We start from the raw sequence: 15,247 nt of genomic DNA on the forward strand, positions 1-15,247 counted from the left end.
TGAAAGGCATGGGCCAAACGCCGTGTTCAGGTCTTGAAGTGGTCTAAAAGCTATTTGCTGCTATCGCCAGCTTCTACCGCTACTGTTTTGGCATGATTTTCTGTATGTTTGTAGTACAAACGGAACAGGATATCCTGATTGTAGTTACCGAATCCGGTACCGAACAGGGTAACCCCTCCAACATGCTGGGCATCATCCAATATGGCAATGCGGAATTTCCATTGCTTCTGATCAATTAGCACTTGGCTTAAAGTCACGTCGGATATCTGCTTGCCATCCATAAAGGTACCTTCGGAGGTAACGCGAAGTCTTTTAAGGAGACCATATTGATTGATAAAATCAGGCCACCATGCAGGTGTGTATTTACCACGGTTATCCCCGAAATCCCCTGGACTGGTCCATGTACCCAAATTCACATCATTTAGGAAAAAAGTGATATCTGAAGGCCAATTATCATTGGTAAAAGGGGCCTCGGATGATAGTTCCATCGAAATTTCCAGTTCCTCAGCTTTTTGGCTGGACAGTAGGAAATTTGGCACCTTATAATCCATATATCCCTGGCTAAACCACAGAATTTTGGAATTGAAGCGCTCAGGGTCCAAGAATGAACGAGGCTCATCGAATTCACCAATGATCTTTTCGACGGTAGCCAGTCCGCAGGTCGCCTGTATTTCAAAATCTGTAAAGTGTCCGACAGAAATTTCCGTCTGATGGAATTGTCGTACATCCTGCTGGTAGCGTGGCATGGCGATTTCAATTTTGTCTGTAGCCAGTGAGCACACTTTCTGTACCCCGCCTCGTCCAGGCAGCATTTTGGTCGAAATAATGGACGCTCTCTCCAGTTTCTTGACATGCATCGTCATAATCGCACTGCTGAGCCCCAACGCTTCCGCCAGCTCACGTATATTCATAGGCTTCTCCGCAAGCAGAACAATCATGTTTAGCCGAACCTCACTGGCCAGCGCTTCATAAACGGGAAGTGATTTTTCAGAAATGTCCAGTTGCATAGTTCCTCCAATTCTAACGCACATCATAAATTGATGGTAGTTTAACATATATGGATTTTTTTCAATAATCATACATAAAAAACGATATGATTTACATTTATATAAACAATATACCCTTTCCTTGATCACTGGCACAAGCCTAACCCCTCAAAAAGCCGGAAATTGTTCAAAAAACAGGACACCCCATGAACTCTTTCTTTGTTGTTGGGATGTCCTGTGATGGTATGTGATTTGCAGGGTGGATACGGGATATAGTCATGTGCCATTGGTGTTAGGACCGGATATGTTCTTCTGCCAAAGAAGAGTCAGCCGTTTTATCTTTATCTGCTGTGTGTAAATCCTGATGCTGAGAAGCATCTGCCTTGATCAAGCCGGGGTGACCAACATAAGGACGATCACTGCGCGAGCGGCCTCGGGTAAGTCGGAAGCCAATCAAGAACAGCACAAGCTGCACAGCCAGTATGTAGGGAGACGCTTCCGGTCCGATCCATTGAAACAGAGCGACAGCGGCGATCACCATGCACAACAGGCTTGTTGGAAAATGGGATGCCGTCACGTCCAGATCATTTTGCCTGCGCAGGGTCATCAGCCGGTATACATACAGTAGGGCGATCAAGCCGGAAACGAACCTCATCCATGCACACCCTATGAGCCATGAGGCAGATTGTACAGTGTCGGGCAGACTAACATCGACATGGCTGGAGGCTATCAGTTCCACAACCAGCCTTGAGACCAACCAGACGATTCCTGCCAGCGCCAACGGACCAGCTGCTGGACGTAATAGCTTCCACAATGCTGTTCCCCAGCCTGGAGCATGAGATTCCAGCAGAACCAGACGCCGTTCCTCGATGAGTTTGTTCATTTCACGCTCCAGTGATTTGAGAAGCAATTCTCTGCGGAACGTATCACATTCCCGAAGGGATGCTTGAACCTGCTCTTGAAGGTGAGGGGTCAAATAGGGAGCAGCTTTGGTTTCCTGAAGAGCGTGGATGAGTCCGTTCTGGTACTGCTTTTCGCTGTTATTGAACCCATTCTGGGTAGCGGTTTGGAGACAACCAGCTAATCGTCCATAGATACGCAGCGATTCCTGTAATTCTTCCAGCCGCTGCTGACGCGAATTTCGAAGCTGGGCTGCACTGTGAACATACAGCCATACCAGCAAAGATAACGCCAGCAGGAAGGCAATCAGACCGGGTGAGATATATGCGACTAACGCCGCGAAGTCCGTCGGGGACACCCGCAATCCCTCCTTCCATTGTTCTTTCTACACTATTGCACAGACTACACAGGCATTTCAAGGGCTTGTATACCTTTGACCAGGATATATGAAGTATTTTTTGGTAAAATAGACAAGATACAAGCAGGAGGGTAGATTCGGTATGGATAAAAATATAAAAATTGCAACAGAACATCATAAGACATCGAATCGATATCTTGCACGGGTTTAAGCTGGAGATAAAACGGATAAATAACAGTAAGTAAATTATAGACAGGAAGAAGGCATATTTATATGAAAGTTATTATTTTTGGAGCAACTGGAACCATTGGTCAAGCGTTAGTAAAGGAAGCAATCAAGCGCAAGTATGAAGTGACAGCAGCGGTCCGCGACCCCCAACGTGTGACGGAGCGAAGTGAATACTTGACGGTGGTTCAAGCAGATATTCTAAATCCGAATTCTGTTACGGAAGTGGCCAAAGGGCACGATGCTATCATTAGCGCGTACGGTCCCAAGTTTGGAGAAGAGGAAGAACTGCTCGAAGCGACTCGTTCTTTGCTGGAAGGAACCCGGCGTTCCGGCGCGGAACGCATACTTGTCGTTGGTGGAGCGGGAAGTCTGAAAACAGAAAACGGTGAACGCCTCATGGATACCGCCGAGTTTCCGGAGGAAGTGAAGCCGCTGGCGGCTGCCCATGCAGATGCACTGGAGCTGTACCGCGCTGCGGATGTAGATTGGACCTATTGTAGTCCTGCCGGGATGATTGAATCGGGAAAACGTACAGGACAGTTCCGTATTGGTTTGGATCATTTGGTGGTTGACGAATTAGGCCATAGCCGTATCTCGGTCGAAGATTATGCGGTAGCCCTGATTGATGAGTTAGTAGAAGGGGAATTTGTCAATTCCCGTTTTACAGTCGGGTATTAATAAGCAGGGATAGCCATATGGGAGGCGAAAAGCATGTATATGGTGACCGCCGAAGAAATGCGGCAATTGGATCCGTACACAATTGACAGGCTGGGTATCCCGGCCCTTACGTTGATGGAAAATGCCGGGTGCGCGGTAGCTGACGAGGTATTGAAGCTACGTGCCGAGAGAAGTGGGAAGAGCAATGGCGGCTTCTCAGTAGGCACTTCTGATCTAACACGTGGGATTGAGCGTGCTGAAGTGTTAGGGCCGCAGTGGGCAGAAGAGGTTACACACACAGGGCCGGGGGATATACCGGGACATGGCGGTGTTATACGGACAGAGTCGTGGAGTCAAGGAGGACATGACTTACGGGAACGAGAACACTGGTATATCCTCGTAGGTAAAGGCAACAACGGTGGTGACGGACTGGTAGTAGCCCGCCATCTAACGGATGCAGGGCTGCGCGTCACCGTTGTGTACGTCGAGCCGCCAGAAACGCTGCGTGGTGAAGCGGCTGCGCAGCGCGACATCATCGCGGCTCTGGGTATCCCGGTGATCCTCTATGGCCGGGATACCCTCGACCTGCGCGGCGCCTCCGGCATCGTCGATGCCCTGCTGGGCACGGGCACGCAAGGCCCGCCGCGCGAACCCTACGCCTCGCTGATCCGCGAGGCCAATGCCAGCGGCGTGCCGCTCGTGTCGGTAGACGTGCCTAGCGGCCTCGACGCCGACACAGGTACGCTGCACGAGCCGTGCATTCGTGCGCGCGTCACCGTATGCCTCGCCTACTTGAAGCGTGGGCTCGTCCAATATCCGGGCGCCGGGACTGCAGGCGATGTGGTGGTACGCTACATCGGTATTCCACCCGGCCTTGCACGTGAGTGTGGCGTGCAGCTGCGGCTCTTGACCCGTGACACGCTGCGCGCTGCACTGGATGTGGATGTAAGCCGCAGCCGCGTGCCGGACGGGCACAAGGGCACCTACGGCCATGTTCTCGTCGCGGCCGGAAGCCTGCGCATGAGCGGCGCGGGCTTGCTGGCCGCACGTGCCGCTCTGCGCATCGGCAGCGGCCTTGTCACGTGGGCGGTGCCCGAGGCGTTGTTGCCGCGCGTCATTGGCGCCGCGCCGGAACTGATGCTCGCTGCCGCAGCAGTAGGCGGAGACGGCGAATGGAATGCCGACTCCGCAGACGAGCTGCTACAGCTCGCGCAGGCACGTGATGTGCTGGCCGTCGGCCCCGGACTCGGCCGCTTTGCAGGGGACACCGGCTGGCTGCGCCGCCTGTGGGAAGAATACGGCGGTCCGCTCGTGCTTGATGCGGACGCCTTGAACATCCTCGCCTCGGCGGGGCCTGAGCTGGAGGCTTGGAAGCCGAGAAGTGCGGCGGTCGTACTAACGCCGCACCCCGGTGAAATGGCTCGTCTGCTGGGCATACCGACAGCAGAGGTGCAGCGTGACCGCATCACCCATGCCCGGGAGTACGCCCGAACACGTGGGGTCACGCTGGCGCTCAAAGGAGCGCGTACCGTCATCGCTTGTCCTGACGGAACAGCCTACGTCAATACCACAGGCCATGCTGGGATGGCGACAGGCGGTGCGGGCGATGTGCTGACAGGCATCATCGCAGGTTTGCTGGCCCAGGGCTTGAATGCTTCGCAGGCAGCAGCCTTTGGCGTGTATCTGCATGGTGCGGCTGGAGAAACAGCCGCACGTCATCGCCAGCATCCTGCCTCTGTGATAGCTGGCGACATTATTGAAGCCCTATAGGCCATAGCAGCAGTGGCAGGAGGAAGGCCAGCATGATCTGTAATCCATATTCACGGTTCAGCCAGTACCTTCCTCCATAATACAGCAGTGTAATTCCTGCACCTGCTATGCCGTTGCTCCATGAAATGCCCGTACCGGCAGGCGACATCAAAGAACCTAGCAGGAGAAAGACGCTGAATCCTGCAGCGAGGTATAGGGTGAGTTGCTCGGGCTTACGAAGCCAGGGTAAAAGATCGCGTAGCGCATCAGCGGCAAGAGCGGCAGGAAGGGCAAAACCATAGGCCCACAGCTGCGCGGTCAGTTCACCACTATTGCCTGCTATAGTCAGAGGAATTCCTGTTATTTCCTCTGTCAGATAGCAGTAGACCCATAAGAGACCAAAAACCAATCCTCCACAGGCCAGTTTATTCAGCGCATAACAACCAAGCTCCATCCGCCAAGGCATTTTGGAATTAAATTCATTCCAAGGCTGTCTCATGTTGCGACTCCTCCTCTTATCACACTCGGTATTCATAACCAATCAAGGAATTTATTTTCAATTACAATCCGCTTACCGTTTACGACACTTCAGTTTACGTTAGCTGTGTATCATGTTCCTAAGCAAAATAAAGATTGCGGATAGCCGCGGTACGGAAAGGCGGGGATTGCATGATACAGGCGGTTATTTTTAATCTCGAAAGTACATTGTTAGACCCCGGAGGACGAGGCTTAACCCAGGGAATGCGTGACATTTTCAGATGGAAAGGTATACAGGTAACTGAAGAACAGGTATCTCATGGGCGAGGAATGCCGATCCGGGATCATATTGCGAATGTGCTGGGACTTTCAGAGGTTCGGAAAAAATGGCTGGAGTGCTTTGGTGCGCATCCTGGCAGAGCGGATATTGAGCATATTTATCTTGAGCTTGTCCCTGTTCTCCGCTCCTTGATCCAAGGGGCTGAGCCTGCTATCGGTATAGACAGGGCGCTGCAGGAGTTGCAGGATCGTCGCATTCAGTCAGGCGCCACTGCATCCTGTCCGATGGAAATGCTCAGTCACAAGTTTACGCCTGCACAGTCACCCTATACGTTGGATTGTATGGTAGCCCCTTGTGAAGTTTCGCAGGGGAGGCCTTATCCGTGGATGATCTATGAAATTGCACATCGCTTGCAGGTATTCCCACTTAGCGATATTGTGAAAGTAGGAGATACAGTAGCCGATATGCAAGAGGGACGGAACGCCGGTGTATGGACGATTGGTGTGTTGAACCATAACGAAAGCGTGACGACCGCAGCTCAAACGACCAGCCATGAAGCGGATGACAGAGTGGCTGAGGAACGGCGCAGACAGAGTGTATATGGTTTGAAAAGGGCAGGAGCCCACATCGTGATGAACTCGGTCGCTGACTTGCCGCGTATTTTGCGTGAAATCGAAATGCTCCAGCATACGGGAGGCTATCCTTCTTATACGAAACAGGTGAAAACAGCCGCGCTACCTCCATCATAAGAACAGGTATGAGTCTGGAGTGCTTGAATACACACTTCTAGGTTATATGTATGCACCTACTCGGATAAAGGTGAACTCTGCTTGGCTTCAAAACATAAAAATGGAGCACTCGCTACGTTTGCGAATGCTCCATTTTAGTTTACTCCTTTTTGTCTGTTGAACTGAAGAATTTATGCGATCTGAATAACTTGAACACCCCAGGCTAATCCTGCGCCGAAGCCAGCCAGGACGACAATATCACCAGCTTGAATTCGCTGCTGTTCCATAGCTTCCGCGAGCGCAATGGGAATAGAAGCAGCTGACGTATTTCCGTATTTTTCGATATTTATAAAGAACTTATCCAGTGGAATTTTCAACTTAACTGCCGCATGTTCAATGATTCGGATATTGGCCTGATGCGGAATGATCAAAGCAATATCATCTATGCTTAATCTTAATTCCTCCATAACTTTAGTCAGCATAGATTCCAGAATGCGCACCCCAAACTTGAAAACCTCTCGTCCATGCATTGTAATAGGCCCTGTGACGGGGGAGATCAGCATGTCTGCTCCACGTTCTTCCGAGCCAAGCAAGGAAAAAGACGAGAAAGCACCGGGATGAGATTGAAGGACAACAGCACCTGCTCCATCTCCAAATAAAACGGAGGTATTACGGTCCTGCCAATCTACGATTTTGGAGAACTTGTCTGCTCCAATCACCAGGACGTTGTGGTATGCACCTGCCTTCATCATGTCACTGCTGATCGAGAGGGCATATACAAAACCGGAGCAGGCTGCCGATAAGTCGAATGCAGGTGCGCGGCTTCCTAGCTTTTGCTTGACCAACATGGCCGTGGAAGGGAAAGCATAGTCAGGGGTGGACGTTGCCACTACAATAAGATCCACATCTTCCGATGATAATTGAGCACGGTGTAAAGCATGAGTTGCAGCCAGGACGGCAAGATCAGAGGTTTCTGCGGATGCTTCTGCGATATATCGCTGACGGATACCTGTTCGCTGAGTGATCCATTCATCGGATGTATCCAGAGATGCGGCTAATTCCAAATTGGTGAATAGTGATGCCGGTACATAGAACCCTGCACCCGTAATAGTAATGCCGTTGGGCTTGAGAGCTGATTGCATGAACGTTTCCCTCCAATAAAATAATCACACAAAAGACCGTAAAGACCAAAAAAACCAAAAAACGATATGGATAAAAATATAACACAAGCCAATTAAAAAGGAAATATGTAAAAGAGCAGCCCGCTGTGTGAGAATCAATAATCATTATGAGGCTTGCTTATATGGGTATTCAGTGCTAATATTTAGACACAAAAAACCCAAAAACGAATTCATAGAGAATTACACAGGGAGGTTACAACGCTATCGTGTCACTTACTAAACGCCGACTGCAATTTTTGCATACATTAGTGGAACTGTACCAAAAAACAAAACTACCTATTCATTATGAGGCCTTGGCTAAATCATTAGGGGTTAGTAAGTGGACGGCCTATGACATGCTGAAAGAAATTGAAAAGCTCGGGTTTATTACGCGCAGCTATGAGGTGAATACCAAGGTAACCGGACGTTCACAGGTTGTATTTGTACCTACAGATAAAGCTTCGGATTTGTTCAACCAGTCCCGGAATGAATTAGTGGATCTGGTGGATTGGAAAAAAACCGTCGAGAATATCTCGGGATTGCTCAAGGATTTGAACAATACAGGTCCCAATGAGGCGGTCCGAAAAATTTGGGCTGAAATTCCTGAAGCCAGTGTCAGAATCAATTTTTGCGCCTATATTATAGGGCTGCTTTTGATGTACTTGAAGAAGCTGGGAGGTAAAAGAGGTCCCTGGATTCAGCGGATTGTCCTTACAGCGCCAAGCAAGGAAATGGGCATGACCATGTTTGTTGGCACTGTGTTGGGTATGGCCTTACAAACGATGAACGATGAACTAGGCCTTGAAATTACGGAGCTGGTTTCCCGTTTTCTGCAATCCATTTCGGATCTTTCTGACGAGGAAAAAGGGTTGCTTTCCGATTTTCTAAGCGAGGCTTTTCATTTTTGAATATAACAGGAATGAGTCATTTGTGAGGAGAGGAAGCTGGCCTCCTTACGTTTAGTTTTTGGGTCTTTTGTGTGTTTGGACGCATGCAGTAAATACATGTAAAGGGGTTGCGTATATGCCGAAGGTAGGATTGGTTTTGGGTGGGGGAGCAGTCAGAGGACTTGCTCATTTGGGGGTACTGAGAGCGTTCGAAAGACACGGGATTCAGGTCGATTGTATCATCGGTACGAGTATGGGCGGCATTGTTGGCGGACTTTATGCGGCGGGTGTTCCTACGGATGCTCTATTGGATTGTATTAAAAAGACACCTAAATACCGCCTGTTGGATATCGGCATACGCCATCGTGGTTTAATTGGCGGTAACAGCATGAATACGGTGGTGAATGAGCTACTGCAGCAGTATGGACAGCATACGCAGAAGATTGAGGATCTTCTTATCCGTTTTGAAGCTGTTTCTGTCGATTTACTGGAAGGCAAGCAATTCATTTTTGAACAAGGTGATTTGGTGACAGCACTGCGGGCTACGATGGCGTTTCCTGGCTTATTCGCTCCTGTGATGCATGAAGGCAAGATGCTGGTCGACGGAGGGGTATTAAACAATTTGCCTGTAGAAGAGATGAGTCGGGAAGCAGATTGTTTAGTAATTGCTGTTGATGTGGCACGGGGACATGAAAAGAAGCCGCCGCGAAATATGGTGGAAGTTGTATACCGCTCTTACAGCTTGATGACCGCCGAACGAAAGCATAATAGTCTCCGGCTAGCAGACGTTGTTATTCGCCCTGAAGTCGGACATATTGCGGCGTTTGATTTTACAAAATGGCCTGAATGCGTCGAGGCTGGCGAGGAAGCGGCTGAATGCATCATGGATGAACTGAAGCCGCAAATAGCCAATCATGGGCAATCAGCACAGATGCATGTTTAGTATGTAAAGAAAAGAAGTGCCTCTTAGTCGACACGCACGCATAGATCATCTGCCACTGATCCGCTCCAGACACATCTTGTATTCATCTGTTGAAAACGCAAATGACCCGTAAAAGAAACGCTTTTTCAAAGGTTCATCTTACGAGTCACAATTCATCATGCATGGGTAATCCCTTTTTTACTATTCAGCGTTTTTCACCCGGAACTGGTCAGCATGTCGCTGCAGATTGTTTGATAGTGTGGTCAGATTGCGGGCTACTTCGGATAGTTCTTTTACCGCTAGTGCCTGCTTCTGAGCGCTTGCTGATACATCTTCTGTCATTCCGGCAGTCTGCTGTGCCGCGCTGGCTGTGTGATTTAAATGTTGATCTACGCTGTGACGTACCTCTTGCATCTCTGCCGTCAATTGAGCCAGATGTGCAGCTAACTCCTGAACTTCCTGTGAAACCTGGGTGACTTTGTCAACAGACTGTAGACATACCGAAATTTGTACTTCTTGTTCATTGACGGTCTTTATGTTTTCATCAAATTGATCACCCATTTGCTCAATTTGCTCAACAAAGCTTCTTAAGATTTCATCGATTTCACGAATCGATATGGCGGATTGCTGGGCAAGTTGTCCCATTTCATGAGCGACCACAGAAAAACCCTTGCCAGCTTCGCCTGCACGTGAGGCTTCAATAGAGGCATTAAAGGACAAAATCTGCGTCTGCTTTACGATGCCCTGTACCTGCTGACCGATGTTAGCCGCCTCGCGGGATTTTTCGGTTAACGCGTGTGACATGCGCTGCATCTGCTTGATACGCAAGGCGCTTTCTCGTCCTTTCTCTAATAACAGTTCATGCTCACTAGCTACCTGATTACGAACCTCATTGAGATGATGGGCCGTATCCGTAAATTGTTGCACATGGCTTCCGACTTCATCCAGCGTTTGTCCTAATCGATCAGATTGTTGAACCGATTCCACCGCTTGATCCGCTTGGTTAATAGAGACATCGGCAATTTGCTGGAGTGTACGGGACAGTTCCTCAGTCTGGTGGAGTGTTCCTTCCGTTGTCACGACGATATTCTCCGATGCGTGCTGGAGTGTGCTTGAACTGCTTTGAATATCCACAATCATATTCGACATGGCTTCCACCATTTTGTTCGTCAATTTGCTGATTTCGCCTAACTGATCATATGTTACTTGCGACGATGTAACCGTAAGGTTGCCGTCGGCTACTTGCTCCAGTGTATTTTTAATAAATCTCACCTGACGCAGTATCCGTCGGGTTACCAGCATCATAGCCGCAATTGAGATGATCAGAATGATGGAGATAACAGGGATAACTAATCGGTAGGCCTCAGGCAAGGTATGTTCGTATACTTCAGTCACAGAGGACAGGGATCTGTCGATTCCCAAATATCCAATGATGGTTCCATCGGTATCCTTAATGGGAGTAAAGGAGGAAAACATCGTCCCCCACTCAGGGTCCGTTGTAATATCTGTAGTTACCGTTTCCCCTTGTTTTAATTTCTCTTCCGTTTCTTTAAGGGTAAAACTTACAGGAGTTCCGAATGGACTGTAGTCTTTGTCGTCCCATGCGGCTCCATCCACTGTAATTTTCCACTCATTTCCAACCCGGTTGTACATATAGATGTACAGGATTCCAGTTTGCAACCTGAGCGTATTTAACTCGTTCCGAAGCTGCTTATACTCGCTGCTTTGCTCAGATGAATTAGTGTTTAAGCTCTTGACTGCGGACTTGTCCAGTAACTGGGCCGTGTTCTTTGCCAGCGTTTCATTGTTTAGCTGCATGGTTGATAGAGAAGCATTTTGGATAGATTGATTGGTCGTCCACAGAACAATGACGCCAATCACTATTAAAGGAATGAGCAAGATGAAGTAGAGTTTGGATTGTAATCCCATTCTTTTTTTAACGCTGCTTTTCATAATATGCTCCTTACTATATTTTTTTCACCTTCATATATATCGTGTACAAATAGGAAAATATGAATAGTAATTCAGATGTTTCATGATTTTTTTGCGTATTTGCGTAAATTCTCATGAAAAAAGCCTTAGCCCGGTAAGTACCGAGTTAAGGCTGTATCTTATGACTTACAAATCGTCAAATCCGTTGTCATCTCCGACCTTGCCATAATTGCGTGATTTTGCTTCAAAAAAGTCCGTTTTTGTCGCATTCAGCGCTTCGTCTGAGAATGGTTTAATCCAAGGCATACAGTTTACATCTACGCCTTCGTATGCTTTGTCCATACCAAGCAATCTCAGGCGCATATTTGCCATGTATTTGATATAATCGCTCAGCTCGTTCAAGTCGATGCCGCGAACCTCTTTGAGCGTATAATGCGCCCAATTCGTTTCCAGCTCCACAGCGCGGTTAATCATACGATAGACATAGTCCGTATTTTCCTTGGTGTTCAGCTCAGGGAAATCGGACAATAGCTGCTTGAACACTTCGGCAAAGAAGTAGCAATGCTGATTTTCATCACGCTGAATATACGAGATCATTTGGCTGGTTGCCATCATTTTCTGATCACGGGCCAAATTGTAGAAGAAAGCAAATGTGCTGTAAAAGAAAATGCCCTCCAAAATCAAATCGGCTACCATCGCTTGGAAAAAGGTTTGCGGGTTCTGCTCATCGCGGAACTCCTGGTAAATATCCGAGATGAATGTGTTACGCTCCAGCAGGACAGGATCGTTTTTCCAGTATTCAAAAATTTCCTTCTGTTCCTGATCTGACACCAAAGAAGACAGAACGTAGGAGTAGGACTGGTTATGGACCACTTCCTGCTGCCCGATAATCGCCGAAATAGCTTCCAGCGAGGAATCGGTAAAATAGCGTTTTACATCCCCGACAAACATCGTTTGCATGGAATCCAGCACAGCCAGCAGGCCGATGTTAATTTTAAAGGTGCGCTGTTCTTCGGCATCCAGCACAGGGAACTGGGACGCGTCCTTGGACATCGGAATTTCATCTGGAATCCAGTGGTTCAGCAGCAGTACTTTATACAGTTTGTACATATGCGGCATCCGAATATCGTTCCAATTCAAAATACCGGAGCTTTCGCCTTCAATAATACGGGTAGAGCGATTTGGCGCTTCCGTGTTAAAAATCTTCTGTAACTGCATGAGAGCTTCTCTCCTTTAGTTTAGGATGCGCAGCTATCACATTCTTCAATCGTCAGTGCGCGGCTGCGTACATAATAGGTCGATTTCATACCTGATTTCCAGGCATGGATGTGCAGCTCTAAAAATTCAGTTGCTTTAATATCAGGCCGTACATACAGGTTAAAGCTTTGGCCTTGGTCAATATGACGCTGACGTGCAGAAGCCATGTTGATCGAAGCGTGTTGATCCAGCAAGAAAGCTGTCTTGTAGTACCAGATGGTTTTCTCGTTCAAGTCCGGTGCTGGGTTAGCGATCTTGTAAGTTGTTTTCTCTTCATAGGAAAGCAACTCATACAATGGGTCAATGCTGGCGGTAGAGCCTGCAATAATAGACGTGGACCCGTTAGGCGCGATGGCGAACAGCCATGCGTTGCGGACACCGTTTTGTTTGACTTCTTCTGCAAGCTCGATCCACTCGGACGTTGTGACAAATTTCCCTTCGAGTGTACCGTCCGTATAGCCACGGGAAGTGAAATAATGCCCGGTAGACCAGTCAGAACCCTCGAATTTCGCATAACGGCCTTTTTCTTTCGCTAGCTCCATGCTGGATTTGACTGCCAGGTAGTTAATCTTTTCATACAAATGATCGTTATAGGTTACCGCTTCATCGGATTCCCAACGGATACCTTCCAGTGCAAGTAGATGATGCAGTCCAAATGTACCCAGACCGACAGCGCGATATTGGCTGTTCGTATATTGTGCTTGCAGCACTTCAATGTTGTTGATATCAATAACATTATCCAGCATACGTACCTGAATCGGTACGAGGCGATCCAGCACACCTGCCGGAACCGCACGAGCCAGATGGATGGAGTTCAGGTTGCAAACAACAAAGTCGCCAGGAATTTTGGAAATAACAATGCGTGTTTGTCCGTCCTTGGTGACCAGTTCTTCTTTTTCCACTACAGTTGCAGATTGGTTTTGCATAATTTCCGTACACAGGTTGGAGGAATATACCATACCATGGGCGCGGTTCGGGTTGGCCCGGTTTACCGTATCACGATAGAACATGTACGGTGTACCTGTTTCCAGTTGTGATTTCATCAGGCGCTTCATGATGTCGATGGCAGGCACTGTAATACGAGAGAGAATGGGATGCTGTGACGCCTCCTCATACTTTTCGCGGAAGGTACCTGAACCGAAGGTTTCATCATAAAAATCTTCCAGACCCAGTGGACGACCGTTGTCATCTTTCCAGCCCATCACCTTCTTCACTTCATGCGGACAGAACAGATTCCATTCACCACGTGCTTCGACCCGCTCCATGAACAGATCGGGCAGACATACGCCGTGGAACACGTCATGTGCACGCATCCGCTCGTCACCGTTGTTCAGCTTCAGGTCAAGGAACGCGAGGATATCCTTATGGAATACGTCCAGATATACGGCAATTGCACCTTTGCGAGTACCCAATTGGTCTACGCTAACAGCTGTATTGTTCAGCTGACGAATCCACGGAATGACGCCAGAACTTGTATTTTTATGTCCACGGATATCGGACCCGCGCGCCCGTACTTTACCGAGGTACACGCCGATGCCGCCGCCCATTTTGCTAAGACGGGCTACATCCGTATTGGAGTCGAAAATACCTTCCAACGAGTCGTCTACGGTGTCTATAAAGCAGCTGGAGAGCTGTCCGGCCACCTTTTTTCCGGCATTGGACATGGTTGGTGTAGCTGCTGTCATGTACATGTTGCTCATCGCCCAGTACGCTTCTTTGACCAGCTCCATACGCTTGTCGGCAGGCTCTTGGTGCATCAGGTACATCGCGATGATCATGTAGCGTTCTTGCGGCAGTTCCATTACGCGTCCATCAAAATCATTGGCCAAATAGCGCTCAGACAGCGTTAATAGCCCGATATAATCGAACAGCAGGTCATTTTTCGGCAATATGGAATCGCCCAGCTCATCAATCTGCTCCTTGGTATAGTAGTCGAGCAGTTCTTGACGGTAAATTCCTTTTTGGACCAAATCGGTAATCAGCGGATAAAAAGCGCCGTAAGGCTCGTCCGCATAGGATTTGTAACGTCGGTGAGTAGCAGCTTTTTTATACAAGGAAGTGAGCAAAGCACGTGCAGCGGCAAATTTCCAGTCCGGTTCTTCCTTACTAACCAATTCAAGGGCAGCCATCGCAAACGCGTTGCTGATGTCATCCCCCGTGACTTCGTCCCGGCGCAGCTTGCTAGTTACACCGCGAATGAGACGATCTTTATCCAGCTTGTCCAGCCCGCTGAGTACACGGTCGGCATATACGGAAATGCGTATTTCATCAAAAGCCAACTGGCGATTGTTTGGTTTGGTTACGAGTTGTGGCATAGGATTAATTCCTCGCTTTCCTGATTTGGAATCATACTTGGGAATAGCATGAAAATGATCATGATGAGAAGATAATGGCGAAAAAAGCGATGGTCAGACAGCATTTGGGGGCTGTATGTAATCCAATAACATAGAAATAGCGATGCACCTGCCAATGAAGGGGGAAAAGATGGTTCCCGTACGATTTATCGGCTACATCACTATATTTAGACGTGTTATGAATATTTAACCCAACATATTGTGTGTATAAACTTAAAATTTCAAATAAGTGCAAGGAGTATTATAGCAACATTCGAAGCCATACGTAAAGGAAAAGGAATGGAAAATCAAAATATGCAGAGAAGTCGCGGGCTGTATTTGAATTGAGGCAGTTTGAACGGTACAATGAATGATAAAGATGTTTCCTACAGA

Annotated in this window: 12 protein-coding genes; 5 read left to right on the top strand and 7 right to left on the bottom strand. The window is 48.3% G+C overall.

The features are described from left to right. Positions 1-50 precede the first annotated feature (50 nt). Together NSS66_RS16565 and NSS66_RS16570 are read right to left on the bottom strand one after the other, a co-directional pair. Positions 51-1,007 carry an ArsR/SmtB family transcription factor gene (locus NSS66_RS16565; RefSeq protein ID WP_023986743.1) on the bottom strand — a complete coding sequence of 319 codons (957 nt, stop codon included), beginning with the start codon at positions 1,005-1,007 and terminating at the stop codon, positions 51-53. A 271-nt stretch (positions 1,008-1,278) separates the two neighbouring features. After that, positions 1,279-2,244: a hypothetical protein gene (locus NSS66_RS16570; RefSeq protein WP_340959401.1), complete on the bottom strand. Its 966-nt coding sequence runs from the start codon at positions 2,242-2,244 to the stop codon at positions 1,279-1,281. Positions 2,245-2,517: 273 nt separating this feature from the next. Between NSS66_RS16570 and NSS66_RS16575 the strand changes: the two genes are divergently transcribed. Both NSS66_RS16575 and NSS66_RS16580 read left to right on the top strand, forming a co-directional pair. After that, positions 2,518-3,150: an NAD(P)-dependent oxidoreductase gene (locus tag NSS66_RS16575; RefSeq protein WP_023986745.1), complete on the top strand. Its 633-nt coding sequence runs from the start codon at positions 2,518-2,520 to the stop codon at positions 3,148-3,150. A 33-nt stretch (positions 3,151-3,183) separates the two neighbouring features. After that, positions 3,184-4,899: an NAD(P)H-hydrate dehydratase gene (locus NSS66_RS16580; RefSeq protein WP_340959403.1), complete on the top strand. Its 1,716-nt coding sequence runs from the start codon at positions 3,184-3,186 to the stop codon at positions 4,897-4,899. On the opposite strand, the gene NSS66_RS16585 is transcribed toward NSS66_RS16580, so the two are convergent. Then, a complete protein-coding gene (locus NSS66_RS16585; protein ID WP_023986747.1) occupies positions 4,883-5,377 on the bottom strand; it encodes a hypothetical protein in 495 nt (164 codons plus the stop codon). The genes NSS66_RS16580 and NSS66_RS16585 overlap by 17 nt on opposite strands. Positions 5,378-5,547: 170 nt before the next feature. Between NSS66_RS16585 and NSS66_RS16590 the strand changes: the two genes are divergently transcribed. Next, positions 5,548-6,384 carry an HAD hydrolase-like protein gene (locus NSS66_RS16590; RefSeq protein ID WP_023986748.1) on the top strand — a complete coding sequence of 279 codons (837 nt, stop codon included), beginning with the start codon at positions 5,548-5,550 and terminating at the stop codon, positions 6,382-6,384. A gap of 170 nt (positions 6,385-6,554) precedes the next feature. Here NSS66_RS16590 and NSS66_RS16595 read toward each other — a convergent pair whose 3' ends face one another. Continuing rightward, on the bottom strand, positions 6,555-7,505 hold the full coding sequence (locus NSS66_RS16595) for a beta-ketoacyl-ACP synthase III (RefSeq protein WP_071559402.1): 951 nt from the start codon (positions 7,503-7,505) through the stop codon (positions 6,555-6,557). A 245-nt stretch (positions 7,506-7,750) separates the two neighbouring features. Between NSS66_RS16595 and NSS66_RS16600 the strand changes: the two genes are divergently transcribed. Continuing rightward, positions 7,751-8,431, top strand: a complete 681-nt coding sequence (locus NSS66_RS16600; RefSeq protein WP_025723692.1) for a DNA-binding protein — start codon at positions 7,751-7,753, stop codon at positions 8,429-8,431. A 115-nt stretch (positions 8,432-8,546) separates the two neighbouring features. Further along, complete coding sequence (locus NSS66_RS16605) at positions 8,547-9,353, top strand: patatin-like phospholipase family protein (RefSeq protein ID WP_075153623.1); 807 nt, start codon at positions 8,547-8,549, stop codon at positions 9,351-9,353. Between the two features lie 180 nt (positions 9,354-9,533). On the opposite strand, the gene NSS66_RS16610 is transcribed toward NSS66_RS16605, so the two are convergent. The 3 genes from NSS66_RS16610 to NSS66_RS16620 all read right to left on the bottom strand — a co-directional run bounded on the left by NSS66_RS16610 (position 9,534) and on the right by NSS66_RS16620 (position 14,836). Then, positions 9,534-11,285 carry a methyl-accepting chemotaxis protein gene (locus tag NSS66_RS16610; protein WP_023986749.1) on the bottom strand — a complete coding sequence of 584 codons (1,752 nt, stop codon included), beginning with the start codon at positions 11,283-11,285 and terminating at the stop codon, positions 9,534-9,536. A 165-nt stretch (positions 11,286-11,450) separates the two neighbouring features. Further along, positions 11,451-12,482: a ribonucleotide-diphosphate reductase subunit beta gene (locus NSS66_RS16615; protein WP_023986750.1), complete on the bottom strand. Its 1,032-nt coding sequence runs from the start codon at positions 12,480-12,482 to the stop codon at positions 11,451-11,453. A gap of 20 nt (positions 12,483-12,502) precedes the next feature. Further along, positions 12,503-14,836 (bottom strand): ribonucleoside-diphosphate reductase subunit alpha, encoded by a 2,334-nt coding sequence (locus NSS66_RS16620; RefSeq protein ID WP_340959407.1) that lies wholly within the window; start codon positions 14,834-14,836, stop codon positions 12,503-12,505. Positions 14,837-15,247 lie beyond the last annotated feature (411 nt).

The sequence above is a fragment of the Paenibacillus sp. FSL R10-2748 genome (assembly GCF_038005565.1).
Lineage (GTDB): Bacteria > Bacillota > Bacilli > Paenibacillales > Paenibacillaceae > Paenibacillus > Paenibacillus polymyxa_B.

Excerpts from the sequence above, each read along its gene's own strand:
- NSS66_RS16565 (WP_023986743.1), bottom strand. The coding sequence starts at position 1,007 with ATGCAACTGGACATTTCTGAAAAATCACTTCCCGTTTATGAAGCGCTG.
- NSS66_RS16575 (WP_023986745.1), top strand. The coding sequence starts at position 2,518 with ATGAAAGTTATTATTTTTGGAGCAACTGGAACCATTGGTCAAGCGTTA.
- NSS66_RS16580 (WP_340959403.1), top strand. The coding sequence starts at position 3,184 with ATGTATATGGTGACCGCCGAAGAAATGCGGCAATTGGATCCGTACACA.
- NSS66_RS16585 (WP_023986747.1), bottom strand. The coding sequence starts at position 5,377 with ATGAGACAGCCTTGGAATGAATTTAATTCCAAAATGCCTTGGCGGATG.
- NSS66_RS16590 (WP_023986748.1), top strand. The coding sequence starts at position 5,548 with ATGATACAGGCGGTTATTTTTAATCTCGAAAGTACATTGTTAGACCCC.
- NSS66_RS16595 (WP_071559402.1), bottom strand. The coding sequence starts at position 7,505 with ATGCAATCAGCTCTCAAGCCCAACGGCATTACTATTACGGGTGCAGGG.
- NSS66_RS16605 (WP_075153623.1), top strand. The coding sequence starts at position 8,547 with ATGCCGAAGGTAGGATTGGTTTTGGGTGGGGGAGCAGTCAGAGGACTT.
- NSS66_RS16610 (WP_023986749.1), bottom strand. The coding sequence starts at position 11,285 with ATGAAAAGCAGCGTTAAAAAAAGAATGGGATTACAATCCAAACTCTAC.
- NSS66_RS16615 (WP_023986750.1), bottom strand. The coding sequence starts at position 12,482 with ATGCAGTTACAGAAGATTTTTAACACGGAAGCGCCAAATCGCTCTACC.
- NSS66_RS16620 (WP_340959407.1), bottom strand. The coding sequence starts at position 14,836 with ATGCCACAACTCGTAACCAAACCAAACAATCGCCAGTTGGCTTTTGAT.